Origin of the sequence: Aestuariibacter sp. GS-14 (assembly GCF_006494365.1) — a bacterium.
In the GTDB taxonomy this organism is placed as follows: Bacteria; Pseudomonadota; Gammaproteobacteria; order Enterobacterales; family Alteromonadaceae; genus Alteromonas; species Alteromonas mangrovi.
Map to the genome: position 1 here is coordinate 333,966 of NZ_VHIP01000004.1, position 15,988 is coordinate 349,953.

General features: G+C 47.1%; 17 protein-coding genes. All 17 read right to left on the reverse strand.

All coding sequences use genetic code 11. From position 1 onward, the window contains the following. Window positions 1-36: 36 nt before the first annotated feature. The 17 genes from atpD to FJ444_RS09415 all read right to left on the reverse strand — a co-directional run bounded on the left by atpD (window position 37) and on the right by FJ444_RS09415 (window position 15,979). Window positions 37-1,425, reverse strand: a complete 1,389-nt coding sequence (gene atpD / locus FJ444_RS09335; protein WP_140957952.1) for a F0F1 ATP synthase subunit beta — start codon at window positions 1,423-1,425, stop codon at window positions 37-39. Between the two features lie 33 nt (window positions 1,426-1,458). Then, the gene (gene atpG / locus FJ444_RS09340; protein ID WP_140957953.1) at window positions 1,459-2,319 is read right to left on the reverse strand and encodes a F0F1 ATP synthase subunit gamma; all 861 of its coding nucleotides are present in this window, start codon (window positions 2,317-2,319) and stop codon (window positions 1,459-1,461) included. A 56-nt stretch (window positions 2,320-2,375) separates the two neighbouring features. Then, window positions 2,376-3,917: a F0F1 ATP synthase subunit alpha gene (gene atpA / locus FJ444_RS09345; protein WP_140957954.1), complete on the reverse strand. Its 1,542-nt coding sequence runs from the start codon at window positions 3,915-3,917 to the stop codon at window positions 2,376-2,378. 13 nt (window positions 3,918-3,930) lie between these two features. Then, on the reverse strand, window positions 3,931-4,464 hold the full coding sequence (atpH, locus tag FJ444_RS09350; protein WP_140957955.1) for a F0F1 ATP synthase subunit delta: 534 nt from the start codon (window positions 4,462-4,464) through the stop codon (window positions 3,931-3,933). A 15-nt stretch (window positions 4,465-4,479) separates the two neighbouring features. Further along, window positions 4,480-4,950, reverse strand: coding sequence for a F0F1 ATP synthase subunit B (atpF, locus tag FJ444_RS09355; RefSeq protein WP_140957956.1), 471 nt, complete (start codon window positions 4,948-4,950; stop codon window positions 4,480-4,482). 41 nt (window positions 4,951-4,991) lie between these two features. Beyond that, entirely contained in the window at window positions 4,992-5,240 is a 249-nt protein-coding gene (gene atpE / locus FJ444_RS09360) for a F0F1 ATP synthase subunit C (protein WP_073318383.1), read from the reverse strand. A 56-nt stretch (window positions 5,241-5,296) separates the two neighbouring features. After that, complete coding sequence (gene atpB / locus FJ444_RS09365; RefSeq protein ID WP_140957957.1) at window positions 5,297-6,097, reverse strand: F0F1 ATP synthase subunit A; 801 nt, start codon at window positions 6,095-6,097, stop codon at window positions 5,297-5,299. A gap of 112 nt (window positions 6,098-6,209) precedes the next feature. Next, window positions 6,210-6,599: an ATP synthase subunit I gene (locus tag FJ444_RS09370; protein WP_140957958.1), complete on the reverse strand. Its 390-nt coding sequence runs from the start codon at window positions 6,597-6,599 to the stop codon at window positions 6,210-6,212. Between the two features lie 179 nt (window positions 6,600-6,778). Next, window positions 6,779-7,651: a ParB/RepB/Spo0J family partition protein gene (locus tag FJ444_RS09375; protein ID WP_140957959.1), complete on the reverse strand. Its 873-nt coding sequence runs from the start codon at window positions 7,649-7,651 to the stop codon at window positions 6,779-6,781. Window positions 7,652-7,680: 29 nt separating this feature from the next. Continuing rightward, the gene (locus FJ444_RS09380; RefSeq protein WP_140957965.1) at window positions 7,681-8,475 is read right to left on the reverse strand and encodes a ParA family protein; all 795 of its coding nucleotides are present in this window, start codon (window positions 8,473-8,475) and stop codon (window positions 7,681-7,683) included. Window positions 8,476-8,487: 12 nt separating this feature from the next. Next, window positions 8,488-9,126, reverse strand: a complete 639-nt coding sequence (gene rsmG / locus FJ444_RS09385; RefSeq protein ID WP_140957966.1) for a 16S rRNA (guanine(527)-N(7))-methyltransferase RsmG — start codon at window positions 9,124-9,126, stop codon at window positions 8,488-8,490. After that, window positions 9,127-11,028 (reverse strand): tRNA uridine-5-carboxymethylaminomethyl(34) synthesis enzyme MnmG, encoded by a 1,902-nt coding sequence (mnmG, locus tag FJ444_RS09390; protein ID WP_140957968.1) that lies wholly within the window; start codon window positions 11,026-11,028, stop codon window positions 9,127-9,129. A gap of 1,062 nt (window positions 11,029-12,090) precedes the next feature. Then, window positions 12,091-12,909: an ATP-binding protein gene (locus tag FJ444_RS09395; protein ID WP_140957969.1), complete on the reverse strand. Its 819-nt coding sequence runs from the start codon at window positions 12,907-12,909 to the stop codon at window positions 12,091-12,093. A gap of 5 nt (window positions 12,910-12,914) precedes the next feature. After that, the gene (locus FJ444_RS09400) at window positions 12,915-13,574 is read right to left on the reverse strand and encodes a DnaT-like ssDNA-binding domain-containing protein (protein ID WP_140957971.1); all 660 of its coding nucleotides are present in this window, start codon (window positions 13,572-13,574) and stop codon (window positions 12,915-12,917) included. Beyond that, window positions 13,574-14,014 (reverse strand): FMN-binding protein MioC, encoded by a 441-nt coding sequence (gene mioC, locus FJ444_RS09405; protein ID WP_140957972.1) that lies wholly within the window; start codon window positions 14,012-14,014, stop codon window positions 13,574-13,576. Before mioC ends, FJ444_RS09400 begins: the two co-directional genes overlap by 1 nt. A 93-nt stretch (window positions 14,015-14,107) precedes the next feature. Further along, window positions 14,108-15,490 (reverse strand): tRNA uridine-5-carboxymethylaminomethyl(34) synthesis GTPase MnmE, encoded by a 1,383-nt coding sequence (mnmE, locus tag FJ444_RS09410; RefSeq protein ID WP_219993885.1) that lies wholly within the window; start codon window positions 15,488-15,490, stop codon window positions 14,108-14,110. A gap of 6 nt (window positions 15,491-15,496) precedes the next feature. Next, on the reverse strand, window positions 15,497-15,979 hold the full coding sequence (locus FJ444_RS09415; RefSeq protein ID WP_140957973.1) for a YajQ family cyclic di-GMP-binding protein: 483 nt from the start codon (window positions 15,977-15,979) through the stop codon (window positions 15,497-15,499). Window positions 15,980-15,988: the final 9 nt, after the last annotated feature.

The window sequence follows — 15,988 nt, forward strand, 5'->3', positions numbered from 1 at the left end:
AAGCGTTATGCGGAGCTGATTAACAGCTCCGTACCATTACGCTTTCTTCTTGGCCTTTTCCAGCGCTTCGTCGATAGAGCCAACCATGTAGAACGCCTGCTCAGGCAGGTGATCGTATTCGCCTTCCAGAATGCCTTTAAAGCCGCTGATGGTATCTTTCAGAGAAACATACTTACCAGGAGAGCCTGTGAAAACTTCTGCTACGAAGAATGGCTGAGACAGGAAACGCTGAATCTTACGAGCACGTGATACTACCTGCTTGTCTTCTTCAGACAGTTCGTCCATACCCAGAATGGCAATGATGTCTTTCAGCTCTTTATAGCGCTGAAGTACAGTTTGAACGCCACGCGCTGTGTCGTAGTGTTCCTGACCGATTACCAGTGGGTCCAGCTGACGTGAAGTCGAGTCCAGTGGATCTACCGCTGGGTAGATACCCAGTGATGCGATATCACGAGACAGTACTACCGTTGCATCCAAGTGAGCAAAGGTGGTAGCTGGTGACGGGTCGGTCAAGTCATCCGCTGGTACGTATACCGCTTGGATTGACGTGATTGAACCAGTTTTGGTAGACGTAATACGTTCTTGCAGAACACCCATTTCCTCAGCCAGAGTAGGCTGATAACCTACCGCTGAAGGCATACGGCCTAACAGTGCTGATACTTCAGTACCTGCCAGAGTATAACGGTAGATGTTATCTACGAAGAACAGAACGTCACGACCTTCGTCACGGAACTTCTCTGCCATCGTCAGACCAGTCAGAGCAACACGTAAACGGTTACCTGGTGGCTCATTCATCTGACCGTAAACCAGCGATACTTTATCCAGTACGTTTGATTCGTTCATTTCATGATAGAAGTCGTTACCCTCACGAGTACGCTCACCAACACCCGCGAATACTGAGTAGCCGCTGTGTTCGATAGCGATGTTACGGATAAGCTCCATCATGTTTACGGTTTTACCTACACCAGCACCACCGAACAGACCAACTTTACCACCCTTGGCGAATGGGCAAACCAGGTCGATTACCTTGATACCAGTTTCAAGCAGTTCAACCGAGCTAGATTGTTCTTCATAGCTGGGTGCTTCGCGGTGAATAGACATACGCTCTTCTTCACCGATTGGGCCCGCTTCATCAATTGGGTTACCCAGTACGTCCATGATGCGACCCAGAGTAGCTGTACCTACTGGCACCATAATTGGGTTACCAGAGTTTTCAACTTTCAGACCACGACGCAGACCGTCGGTAGAACCCAGAGCGATACCACGAACGACACCGCCACCTAATTGCTGTTGCACTTCCAGGGTTAGCCCGGACAAGTCACCTTCGGTAACTCTAAGTGCGTCATATACCTTTGGAACCGCATCTTGTGGAAACTCGATGTCCACAACGGCGCCAATGACTTGGACGACCTTACCTTGACTCATAATTTGTCCTCATTATCTTTTCTAAACCTTTGCCTACACCGCTGCTGCACCACCAACAATCTCACTGATTTCTTGTGTGATTGCGGCCTGACGGGCTTTGTTGTATACCAATTGAAGTTCATCAATCAGGTTGCCTGCGTTATCGGTTGCGGCTTTCATTGCAACCATTCGAGCAGCTTGCTCTGACGCGGCATTTTCTACAACACCCTGGTACACCTGGGACTCAATGTAACGAACCATCAATGCTTCCAAAATAGGTTTTGGATCCGGCTCGTAGATATAATCCCAGCGATGCTTTAACGTTTCGTCTTCAGACTTTGGCAAAGGCAATAATTGATTGCTTACAGGCTGCTGTGACATCGTGTTAACGAAGTCGTTGAAAACCAGAAATACTTTATCCAGTTTTCCTTCATCAAAGGCTTTCAGCATGACGCGAACTACGCCAACTACGTCGCTGATTTTAGGTGCATCACCTAAACCTGATTCTGCGGCAAGCAAAGTGCCACCAAATCGGTTGAAGAATGCACAAGCTTTTGAACCTAGCGCTGCAAAGTCCACTTCGACACCCTGGCTTTTCCAAGCTTTTACTTCCTTGGTAACCAGTTTAAACTCGTTGGTGTTCAAACCACCACACAAACCACGGTCGGTGGATATCACAATGTAACCGACACGCTTGACTTCACGCTCTTCCAAATAAGGATGGCGGTATTCAAGGTTACCGTTAGCAATGTGACCAATCACTTTAAGCATATTTTGTGCATATGGACGACCGGAGGCCATGCGCTCCTGCGCCTTTTTCATTTTAGACGCAGCAACCATTTCCATCGCACTGGTAATCTTTTGAGTATTCTTGATACTCCCAATCTTACCTTTTATCTCTTTACCGCTGGCCATGACTATCTCTCCGATTACTCAACGTGATGTGCTGACCTTTCGGTCAGCACCATTGATTACCAAGTTTGTGTCGCTTTAAATTTAGTTAAAGCGTCATTCAACTGTGACTCAATGTCAGCGTTGTAGTTACCTGTTTCGTTGATAGTCTTCATCAGATCAGCGTATTCGCTGTTCATGTATGAATGTAAGGCCGCTTCGAAATCCAGGATCTTGTTCAGTTCCACGTCTTTCAGGAAGCCTTTCTCTACCGCGAACAGGGAAACACCAGTCTCACCCACTGAGAGTGGCGTGTACTGTTTCTGTTTCATTAGTTCGGTAACGCGCTCACCGTGCTCAAGCTGTGAACGAGTCGCTTCGTCAAGGTCAGATGCGAACTGCGAGAAAGCCGCCAATTCACGGTACTGAGCCAGGGCAAGACGGATACCGCCACCCAGCTTCTTAACGATTTTAGTTTGTGCCGCACCACCTACACGAGATACCGAGATACCAGCGTTAACCGCCGGACGGATACCTGCGTTGAACAAGTCAGTTTCTAAGAAGATCTGACCGTCTGTAATCGAGATTACGTTGGTAGGTACGAATGCAGAAACGTCACCAGCCTGAGTTTCAATGATTGGCAGCGCGGTTAATGAACCGGTTTTGCCTTTCACTTCACCTTTGGTGAAACGCTCAACATACTGCTCGTTTACACGTGCAGCACGCTCTAGCAGACGTGAGTGCAAATAGAATACGTCACCTGGGTAAGCTTCACGGCCTGGTGGGCGCTTCAGTAGCAATGAGATCTGACGGTAAGCAACAGCTTGCTTAGACAAATCATCATATACGATCAGAGCGTCTTCACCGCGGTCACGGAAGTATTCACCCATAGTACAACCAGAGTAAGGTGCCAGGTATTGCAGGGCAGCAGACTCAGAAGCAGAAGCAGCAACAACAATGGTGTGAGCCATCGCGCCGTGCTCTTCCAGCTTGCGCACTACGTTTGCAATAGTAGAGGCCTTTTGACCAACCGCTACGTAAACGCACTTAACGCCTGTGCCTTTCTGGTTGATGATGGCATCAACAGCCATCGCTGTTTTACCAGTCTGACGGTCACCGATGATCAGCTCACGCTGGCCACGGCCGATTGGAATCATCGAGTCAACAGACTTGTAACCAGTTTGTACCGGCTGGTCTACTGATTGACGCTCGATAACACCAGGTGCAATTTTCTCAACCGGTTCAAAACCTTCGGCATCGATTGCACCTTTACCATCAATTGGCGCACCCAGGGTGTTTACAACACGACCCAACAGTGAACGCCCTACCGGTACTTCAAGAATACGGCCGGTAGACTGGACTTTTTGTCCTTCTTGCAGGTCCGAGTAAGGACCCATAACAACTGCACCAACTGAGTCTCGCTCAAGGTTTAGTGCAATCGCGTAACGACCACCAGGAAGCTCAATCATCTCACCCTGCATGACATCGGCCAGGCCGTGAATGCGAATGATACCGTCGGTTACTGCGACGATAGTACCTTCATTGCGTGCTTCACTGGTTACATCAAACTGTTCAATTCTTTTCTTGATCAGTTCTGCAATTTCAGTGGAATTAAGTTGCATGCTCTTATCCCCGTTATGCTTGCAACGCGTCTGCGAGACGGTTCAATTTAGACTTGACGGAACCATCGATGACTGTGTCACCGGCTTTAATTACCATACCGGCAACAAGGGCAGGGTCCACGTTACAAATAAGCTTCACTTTACGTGCCAAACGTTTTTCCAACGCTGCGCTCAGATTAGTGGTTTGTGTACTGGTCAGTTCAGACGCAGCGGTTACAACCACTTCGATTTCTTTGTCGTATTCTGCTTTAAGCAAATTAAACAGCACAGAAATCTCTGGCAGGGCGGTTAAACGCTTATTCTCTGCCAGAACCTTAATCAGGTTCTGACCATGTGTGTCGAGCGAATCGCCACAAACATTAATGTACAGTTCTGCCAACTTGTCAGCGGCCATTGAACCACCAGACAGTTGGCTTACTGTCTCGTTGCTCGCTACCGCTGCGGCAAAGCCCAGCATGTCCTGCCATTGTGCAATGGCGTTATGCTCAACTGCAAAATCAAACGCCGCTTTAGCATAAGGACGAGCTACGGTTGTCAATTCAGACATGGCTCATCTCCTATCTCAAAGCTCGGCGACAAGTTTTTCAACAATGTCGCTTTGCGCGCTGGCGTCGATTTCACGTTGAAGGATCTGCTGTGCACCAGCAACAGCCAGAGCTGCTACCTGCTTACGCAGTTCCTCTTTGGCACGATTGCGCTCAGCTTCGATTTCGGCATAACCTTGCGTGATAATTTTCTCGCGCTCAGCATGACCACGTTGCGTTTCCTCATCAACAAGTTGATTGGCGCGCTTTTTGGCCTGCTCGATAATTTCCGCTGCTTGTACTTTCGCTTCTTTCAGCTGCTCGGTGGCTTTCGCCTGAGCTAGCTGTAAATCTTTTTCGGCGCGCTCAGAAGCTTCCAGCCCATCGGCTATTTTCTTCTGACGCTCTTCAATTGCTGCCATGATCGGTGGCCAGACTTTCGCCATACAGAACCACACGAAAACGATGAAAGCAATTAATTCGCCAATTAGAGTAAGGTTGATGTTCACAACCGCTCCCCCTCTATTCGTTGATAAAAGTTAGTCGGTGCTTATACAGCAAACTTTGCGCTTTCAACGAACAGTAGGAACAGGGCAATAGCAACACCGATCATCGCGATCGCATCGATCAGACCTGCTACGATGAACATTTTTACCTGCAGTGTTGGTGCTAATTCTGGTTGACGGGCAGCCGACTCCAGGAATTTACCACCTAACAGACCGAAACCGATCGCAGGACCAAGTGCACACAGGCCGATCAGGATACCAACTGCAATGTACAGATTACCTAAAATTTCCATAGTTTTTTCACCTTTAAGTTTGGAAGTTAAATATTAAAAAGTTAGTCAATCAAAAATTAATGTTCTTCGCTGGCCAAGCTCAGATACACGATGGTCAACATCATGAAAATGAACGCCTGCAAAGGAATAACCAGTAAGTGGAATGCCGCCCAGATAAAGTGCAGCGGTAGCTGCCACAGACCCATCGTGCCTGCAATCAGGATGAAGATTAGCTCACCTGCGTACAAGTTACCGAATAGACGAAGTGATAACGACAGTGGCTTAGCCAACAGTGATACCAATTCCAACACAAAGTTAAACCAGTATAACCACGGCGTATTGAACGGGTGGGCATACAATTCTTTTAAGAAGCCACCTACACCTTTGATTTTGATACTGTAGAAAATCATCAGAATGAACACGCCCAGCGACAGTGCGAAGGTCATGTTAACGTCGGTGGTAGGTACCACTTTCATGTATACGTGATGCGGATCATAGCCCATTGCTGCGCCAATCTGCTGTGCTGCCCAAGGCAGGAAGTCAACCGGAACCAAGTCCATCAGGTTCATCAGCAATACCCATACAAAGATGGTAAGTGCTAATGGTGCGATGAGTGGGCTCTTACCGTGGTAAGTGCCTTTTACTGTGTTATCCACAAACTCAACGATGATCTCAACCGCAGCCTGGAACTTACCAGGTACACCAGCTGTCATAGACTTTGCTGCTTTACGGAAAAGATAAAGGAAGAGAATCCCTAACCCCACAGACCAGGCAAGCGTGTCGACGTGAACGGCCATAAAGCCCTCGCCAACAGTAGCATTGGTCAAGTGGTGTTGAATGTAACCGCTTATGGTTTGTTCGCCACCAGATGCTGCCATTTTTTTTCCCAAATTATCTAAAGTTAAAAAATGCTGTGCTCTGCCCGACGAATAAACGTCTGTTGAGTTGGTCAGGCAATCATCGCGTTGTAATTAATTATTTATTGTTTGCTTACGGGCGATGTAAATAAATCATTCCGGGCCATTGCGCGACTAACGTCACAATGTAGCCGATAAACAAAGGTAACACCTGCACATTTGTGTGCTTAAATACCCATGTAAATATTAAAAAAGTGAACAACAACTTAAGTGCTATTCCTTTGCGAAAACTCCGCACGACTAAGTCGTTCTTGGATGCACCGGCGAATCTGAATGCAAAAAAGGCAAATATGCCAGCCGGTACTATGTTCGCTACCACGCCTACCAGCGCATCGACGCCGCTGTCCAGGCTCATCAGGATGGCAACAATGCCAGAGGCAACCATACCCGCGCAACTCTGCAAGAGTAGTACTTTGAGTGCCAAATGTTGACCTTTAGTACCGATACCTTTAGCTGCTTGCAAAACCCGCTCGCCATCACTGAATAAAAAGCGTCAGAAGTATACTGTTTTGGCGATTAAATTCAACTGTAAAAGGCATTCTGAAGGTTATTCTGAAAATTTACCAGCCCAATATCAGAAATATAGTCGAGGGCATCTAAGACTATTGTCTTAGATGCAAGGCTAACGATACCGGTGTTTGATTACTTAATGCGCGAAAGTATGCCGTCGAGCTGGTCAAGGTCGTTAAAATTAATGGTTAACTTCCCTTTTCCTTTGGCATTGTGATCAATTGACACCTGAGCGCCCATTTTTTCAGAAAGTTCCACTATTAAACTTTGTACGTCCGGATCCACTTTCTTTTCCGGCTTGATTGGGGCGGGTTCGAGTAATTTGCGTACCAGTTTTTCGGTATCGCGTACAGTTAATCCTTTTCCTGAAACGACCTGTGCAGCTTCAGATTGTGCCTCGCCATCCAGTGCAAGTAACGCACGGGCATGACCCATCTCAATATCGCCGTGCTCAACTAACAGTTTTACATCTTCGTTAAGATTGTTTAACCGTAACAAGTTGGTAATAGTGGTACGGGATTTACCTACTGCGTCGGCAACTTCAGCGTGAGTTAATTCAAATTCATTCATTAAACGCTCAAGCGCCTGGGCTTCTTCCATCGCATTTAAATCTTCGCGCTGTATGTTTTCAATCAACGCAATGGCAACAGCAGCTTCATCAGGGACGTCTTTAATTAAACAGGGCACTACGTCCAGCTGGGCGATTTGCGCTGCACGCCAACGACGTTCACCGGCAATAATTTCGTAGCGGTTATCACTGATAGTACGAACCACAATGGGCTGGATAACCCCTTGTGAACGTATAGACGAAGCAAGCTCTTCGAGGGCTTCAGGCGACATGTCTTTACGCGGCTGGTATTTACCACGCTGTAAAAATTCGATAGGGATTTTACGCAGTTCGCTTTTTTGCGCGTTGCCGGCTTCTTCGTCCTGGCGGGATGCTGACTGACTGGTTGCAAGTAATGCGTCCAGGCCTCGTCCGAGTCCTCTTCTTTTTGCTGACATAATTTCCTCAATGCCTGAGTGTGTGTTTACTAACTGGCCTTGGCAGGCATTTCGCTGTTTTTATCCCGACGCCTCAGTATTTCACCGGCAAGAGCCAGGTAGGCTTTTGCACCGGTAGACGATTTGTCGTAGTACATTGCTGGTGCACCAAATGACGGTGCTTCTGCCAATCGAACGTTTCGCGGAATAACTGTTCGATATACCTGCTCACCAAAATGACGTTTTAACTGCTCTGATACATCATTGGCCAGGCGGTTGCGCGGATCATACATGGTTCTGAGCACGCCTTCTATCTTCAGGGCTGGATTTACTACAGAAGCCAGCTTTTGAATGGTGTCCATCAGGGCGGTTAACCCTTCCAGGGCATAATACTCGCACTGCATGGGAACCAAAATAGAATCGGCTGCGGCAAGCGCATTTACCGTTAGCAGGTTCAACGATGGTGGGCAGTCAATAAAGATAAAGTCGTAGTAATCCCGCACCGACGCCAGCGCATTGCGAAGACGCACTTCACGCGCGAACTGTTCCATCAGCTTGATTTCGGCTGCGGTAACATCACCATTGGCAGCGATCAGGTCGTACTTACCGGTGGTTCCCTTAACAATCACTTCTTCTATGGGTTTATCTTCGATTAACAACTCGTAACTGGTGGCGTCCACTTCGTATTTATCAACTCCGCTCCCCATTGTGGCATTGCCCTGGGGATCCAGATCGACTAAAAGTACCTTGCGCTTGGTTGCTGCCATTGACGCCGATACGTTCACCGCTGTGGTGGTTTTACCCACACCACCTTTTTGATTTGCAATCGCAATGACTTTAGCCACGGTTAATTCCAGTTATGATTTTTGCACGGTTAGCAGGTGACGCTCACCCTCCAGACCAGGAACGGTAAGCTTTACAGAGCGTGTTACTGCAAAATGTTCGCCCAGCTCTGCAATTTCGTCTGCCGGATACTGGCCTTTTAACGCCAGAAACTTACCTTCTGAATCTACCAGATGCTGACACCAGTGCAACATATCTTTTAGCGAGGCAAATGCTCGGCTCAGCACTGCATCGTAGTATTGCTGTGGAATGTGGTCTTCTACCCGGCTTTGAATTGGCGTGATATTAGTTAACTTCATCTCAAACGCACATTGCTTCATAAAGCGCACCCGCTTACCCAAACTATCCAGTAAGGTAAAATGCTTATCGGGATACACGATTGCCAGCGGGATCCCCGGTAAACCCGGGCCGGTACCAACATCAATCAAATTGTTGCCGTCGATATGCGGTGCTACTGCCAGCGAGTCCAGAATGTGTTTAACCATCATTTGTTCAGGATCGCGCACTGACGTTAAATTAAACGCTTTGTTCCACTTGTGGATTCGCGAAACATAATCAACCAGTTGTTGCTGTTGTTCGTTGTTTAACGTGAGATCCATTGCTGATAAACCATCAGACAGGATCTGCTGTAGTGCGTGTTGATCAATACTCATTTATGCCGACTGCTTTTCGTGTTTACGTAACAAACCGTGCTTTTTCAGGTATACCAGCAACAACGAGATGGCCGCAGGTGTGATCCCTGAAATACGTGCCGCTTTACCAATGGTTTCAGGACGGGCATCACTCAGCTTGGCCACAACCTCGTTAGACAAGCCGGAGATCTTGCTGTAGTCAAAATCCGCAGGCAGTAAGGTATTTTCGTGGCGTTGTGTTTTCGCAATTTCATCGTGCTGACGGGCAATATACCCGGCATACTTAATTTGGATCTCCACCTGCTCAGCGGCAATGGGATCATCCAGTCCAGGACCAATACCTTCGATATTCATCAGTTCGCTATATGTCATTTCTGGACGGCGAATTAATTCTTCCAGCGAATATTCTCGGCTAACCGGTGTTTTCAATAACGCGTTTAACGCTGGCACTGCAGCATGTTCAGGATGAATCCACTGGCCTCGTAAACGTTGCTGTTCCTGCTCAACTGCTTCCACCTTGGCATTAAACGCAGCCCATCGCGCATCATCCACCAAGCCGGCTTCGCGGCCTATTGCGGTTAAACGCATATCAGCGTTATCTTCGCGCAGTAACAAGCGGTATTCAGCACGACTGGTAAACATGCGGTAGGGTTCTTTGGTTCCCATAGTGGCCAGATCGTCAATCAGTACGCCCATGTAAGCCTGATCGCGACGCAAGATCATTGGATCTTTGTTCTGTACCTGCAGCGCGGCGTTGGCACCAGCAATTAAGCCTTGCGCACCTGCTTCTTCGTAGCCGGTAGTACCATTGATTTGACCAGCGAAAAACAACCCCTGGATGTATTTGGTTTCCAGAGTTTGCTTGAGGTCACGCGGATCAAAGAAATCATATTCAATGGCGTAGCCAGGACGAATGATATGCGCGTTTTCAAATCCTTTAATCGAACGAACCAATGCCATTTGCACATCGAAAGGTAAGCTGGTTGAAATACCATTGGGATATACCTCAACACTGTTGAGACCTTCTGGTTCAACAAATATCTGGTGCGAAGATTTATCAGCGAAACGATTAATTTTATCTTCGATACTTGGACAATAGCGTGGTCCAATGCCTTCAATCACCCCGGTATACATAGGCGAGCGATCTAGACCGCCGCGAATGATCTCATGCGTTTGTTCATTGGTATGGGTGATGTAACACGGGATCTGGCGAGGATGCATGTCGCGGTTGCCCATGAACGAAAACACCGGCGCAGGATCATCACCCGGCTGTGGTTGCATTACACTGAAGTCCAGTGAACGGATATCGAGTCTCGCTGGTGTACCGGTTTTTAAGCGATCGACACGAAATGGCAATGCACGTAAACGTTCAGCAAGCGCAATGGACGGCGGATCACCGGCGCGACCGCCTTTGTAATTTTGCAAGCCGATATGAATTGTTCCGCCCAGGAACGTACCAACCGTTAACACAACGGTTTTAGCCCGGAATTTCAAACCCATTTGCGTAACCACGCCGCATACGCGATCGTTTTCTACGATCAGATCATCGCAACTTTGTTGAAACAGCGTCAGATTTGGCTGGTTCTCCACCATTTTGCGGATCGCCTGACGATACAAGGTGCGGTCAGCCTGAGCGCGGGTAGCGCGTACTGCAGGGCCTTTACTGGAGTTTAGTGTGCGAAATTGGATCCCACCTTGATCGATCGCCAGGGCCATTGCCCCACCTAATGCGTCGATCTCTTTAACCAAATGGCCTTTACCGATCCCGCCAATCGCAGGGTTACACGACATCTGACCGATGGTTTCTACGTTATGTGTAAGCAATAAGGTATTAACGCCCATGCGTGCAGCTGCCAGTGCGGCTTCAGTGCCTGCATGACCACCACCAACAACAATGACATCATAATCTTGCTGATAAAACATTGTAACCTCACTAATTACGTAACATAGCGTGGGAAAAAAGGGCGCGTATTTTAGCTGAGATAATGCATAAAGAAAACGGTTAAATTTTCTTCATTTTATCAGCGATATGCAATACGGCGATCGGCAATATATTAAAAAGGATCTGTATAGATCTTTTATATTTATATTTATATAGCAAGCCCAGATCTGTGTATAACCGTGTTTTCCTATGTTATTACATGATCTTACGCGATCAATAAGATCTGAATTACCCCGATCACAAGTATAGTGTGATCCTGTGTATAAGGGGCTGTTTTATCCACATTGAGAATCCTCTCAGATCTTATCAAAAATGAGATCAAAGCTTTTACACAGCTAGTCTGCAGAGGTTATACACAGCAGTGATCTACCTCTGATCTAGCTGGGGATAAGTTGTTGAGTAGATCCGTGATCGGATCGTAACAATAACGGATTTACGCGGTATACAGCGCGATCTGAGTGTGGAAAAGAGTTATTCAGATCTGCGTAATGGATCCGTTGTAAAAAGGAGAGTGAAATAATCTTTACCACACCAAAATCGCAAAACATTTGCCCTTTATTTTTATACCAACGACTTTTCTCACTTAAAATGATGTGAACATTTCACGGAAAACGTCTTAATCCGATCATGTCGAACCGGTATACAATGTCTGCGTTTTGATTGACAGTCGAATTTTTGCGTACTGTATTGCTGCTTTAGTGAAAAGTTCTCCACTGGAAGGTGAAAAGAACCTGGTGACTCAGTCAAACAATATCAGGTAAATAGAAGCCTGCTACGGCAAGTTTCTCGGTATCGAGCCAATGAGAAAAGATAAATTGAGTAAAAATCTGCGGTTGTTTAATTATGTAATGAATAACCACAATTCTCTGGTATTTAACGTCGAGCTGTTTTGCGGGTGAGCAGAAGGTGAAGTGGTTACTAATGTTTGCTTCTACAAAGATTTAGGGCAGATTTCGTCAAATGAGGTGATTTTTAACTGGGCCATATAACAGAGATGATGGGTAATGCAGCCCACAAAAATTGCTTCTATGGGCTATTTGGAATTAGCGTACCTGGTTTGGCTGGTATTGCTGTTTTGTACTTAATTCGTCTTCTTCCAGCGTTAAACCCTGTCGACGGCTTGGGCCTGAAAACTTTACCTTATAGGTATCGTACTCTTTGATCGATTCGAAGCAATAGCGGCCCAATGCGTGCTCTAAATCGCCCAACGAATGGTTGGTGATCAGGATGCAGTTCTTCTTGTTTACCAGACGTTGTCTTAGCAGATTGCCCAGCCAGCTTTGTGCGTTTTTCTTTAATACCGTTTCGTTAACACAGACCTCGTCAAGAATGAGCATATCTACGTCGAGTAGTTCCTGATTAGCTTCACGGAATTTCTGACCGATATTGTCCTGTGCTCCAAAATCATAGGCCGCATAACGCATTTCCAGTAAACTGGATAGCTGGCGATACAGCACGGTGATTTCAAACTGTTCGATCAACTGATGGGCAATAGCGCCGGCTATATGAGATTTTCCGCGACCGTAATCACCGTAAAATATCATCATGTGAGATCCGGCTTCGCGCCAGGCCCGGTCTTCGTGGGCGGCAATAAACGATTGTGCAATACTCACCGCTTCAATTACATCATCACTGTCTTCAATCAGATTGTTAAAGGTCCAGCGCGGATTTAAATCCGACCTGCCATGCAGTGCTTCTATGCGCTGACGCTTACTCTGTTGCTGTAGTTGCGCAATTTCCTGATTGGCTTTGGCTTCGTAATCTTTGCGCAGGGTTTTGTAATCAATGTATTCAGATTCATTGGGCACGGGCTTACCCAGTGCTTTGGCGAGTGAATTTAATCGGTCTTTAAATGAATCCATAGTGATCAACGGTTGTTAGATTTATTGGCATATTTGGCTACCAGTTTACGCGCATTATCGTCGGCTTCAATGCCTGCCTCAACTTTCACAATCTGATTACCCACTTTTTTCACTGCCTGGTAGCCTTTGGCAGTGCGACGGGTTTTGAGCGCATGTACGAACTTTTGAGTCCACTGATAAGTGCTGAGTACAGTTTCGGGTCTGCCCAGCCAGTAAGCTACGAATTCGCCCGTATCTTCCTGTTCGAAATGGGTATCAATTAATCCAATTAAGCCAGCAAGTTCATTAAATACGGTAACGTGGGGTTGCCAGTTCGGATGCATAGCCTGTCTGTGCTGATGCAGCGCAGCGTATTCAGGTTGTTCCTGAACCAAAGGAAGTAAAATGCGTTCACCATTGAGTGATGAATCCAACGATACTGATTCTGGCAAAGTTACCAGACCGGCGTGAAGCAGTTGCTCGATCAGTTGATTGATGTCGCGGCCTCGCGTGTAGGGGCCGCTCTCGGCATTGCCATTAACCAGTGACAGTAGAGACTTATACTGGAGTGGGGCGCACACCAGGGTGTGCGTGTTTACACTTGGACGCAAGCCAAGACAATACAGAACACGCGCGTCATTCGACAGCGGCGAAGTAAGTGCATTGATCTCAGCCTGGGTGTACATCAGTCGAGGGTATCCAAAATGGGTTCAAACCATTCAACGGCTTTATCTTCGGGAATAGGGTGGTGTAGTACATCGATCAGTAACGGTTCAGCCATTACCTTTGCGCTGGCTTTCTTTAGCAGTTTTTCCATCGTCATGGCGCCGTAACAAAACGTATCGTAACTGCTGTCGCCCAGGCCAATGATAAAGGCTTCCACGTCTGACAGATCTTCACCTTCAAGTTGTTTGGCAAAGGGTTGAATATTTTCTGGTAAATCACCTGCGCCGTGAGTTGATGTGCAGATAATCCAGGTAGAATCTTCGTCGATATCATTGATATCGGGTTCAAGTAACACATTGACTTTGTTACCGCGCTCACGAATTGCATTGGCAATTGCATCAGCAACATATTCACTGGCACCCAGTACGGAACCAACCAGCAGGGTAAAATGACGATCCATAACGCTCCTGATGAACAAGTTTGTCGTCTTAAATTAAGGCGGGAGTATACCAATAGCCCGCTATTTTGTTTAGCGGGCATTGCGAATGAGCGATTATTTACCGATACAAAACGACGAGAATATGCGGCCGAGCAGGTCGTCGGAGCTAAATTCTCCGGTAATTTCACTTAAGTGCTGGTGAGCCAGGCGCAATTCTTCTGCTAGCAACTCGCCGGCCAGGTTATCGAGCAGCTGTTGTTCACCGGTTTGCAAATGCTCGAGGGTTTTGTCGATTGCATCAATATGTCGGCGGCGGGCAATAAACTGTCCTTCGGTAGTGGTATTCAGGCCCATACTTTGCGACAAATGATCGCGCAGTAATTCTACGCCTTGCCCGGTATTGGCCGACAGCGAAATAACACTAAATGAACCGTGTGGGGTATCTGCCTGTTGTAAGGTGACACTATCGCCGGAAATATCAGCTTTATTGCGGACCACGGTAACAGGCATACCCTGTGGCAGGCGCTGCATAAATTCAGGCCAAATTTGGTAAGGGTCAATCTCCGATGACGTAGTACTGTCTACAACAAACAGTACACGATCGGCATTGTTGATGGCCTCCCACGCGCGTGCGATACCGATTTGCTCAACCTTGTCCGGGCTGTCGCGCAAACCTGCGGTATCGATAACATGCAATGGCATGCCATTCACATTGATGTGCTCTTTTAAAACGTCACGGGTAGTACCTGCAATGTCGGTAACAATGGCGCTTTCTTTGCCAGCCAGCGCATTTAGCAGACTGGATTTACCTGCGTTTGGACGACCTGCAATCACAACTTGCATGCCTTCTCGCAGCAGCGTGCCTTGCTTGGCCTGCTCGCGGATAGTATTCACATCGTTAATAATGTGAGTGAGATCCTGGCTTACTTTGCCGTCAGACAGAAAATCGATTTCTTCGTCGGGGAAATCTATCGCCGCTTCAACGTACATTCTCAGGTGAATAATGGCTTCAGACAGTGCGTGAATGTGTTTTGAAAAGTCACCTTGTAACGAACGAACGGCACTCCGAGCAGCTTGTTTGGAACTGGCGTCAATTAAATCAGCAATCGCTTCGGCCTGAGCTAAGTCAAGCTTGTCATTCAGGAAGGCCTGTTCACTGAACTCACCCGGCCTGGCCAGTCTAATGTTTTTTACCTGTAAAATGGCTTCCAGCAGCATGTCCATGATCACTGGACCACCGTGCCCCTGAAACTCTACTACATCTTCGCCAGTAAAAGAGTTTGGCGCTTTAAAATACAGAGCTATACCCTGATCTATTACGTCGTTACTGGCATCGTAGAAACCCGTATAAGTGGCAACCCGAGGGGTTAATTCCACATGTAACAATGTCCTGGCTACATCGAGGGCCTTGGGACCGGAAACGCGAATTATACCCACGCCGCCACGGCCTGGCGGCGTAGCCTGGGCAACAATTGTGTCGGTGTGGGATATTTGCATAATTGATTAGTCGCGGAAGTTATTAAACTGAAATGGTTGTCCCAGATTCGCACCTTTTACCAGGGCAATGGCTTCCTGTAGATCGTCGCGTTTTTTACCGGTTACCCGTAGTTGGTCGCCTTGAATTGCTGTTTGTACTTTTACTTTAGCGTCTTTGATTAGTTTAACAATTTGCTTGGCTACCTGTTGCTCAATGCCTTCTTTAAAGGTAATGATTTGGCGGCAGTTTTTACCTGTTTGGGTAAATGGTTTACAGTCTATTACGCTGGTATCCACACCGCGTTTTGAACAAGCATTTCGGAACATGGATTCCATTTGCTGTAGCTGAAATTCTGCCTGCGCATGCATGGTAACCTGTTTGTCTTTATACTCGAATTCTGCCTCAATGCCCCGAAAATCAAAGCGCGTTGATAATTCGCGATTGGCGTTTTCAGTGGCGTTTCTTATTTCTTCCATATTGATTTCGGACACAATATCAAACGATGGCATAGGAGATTC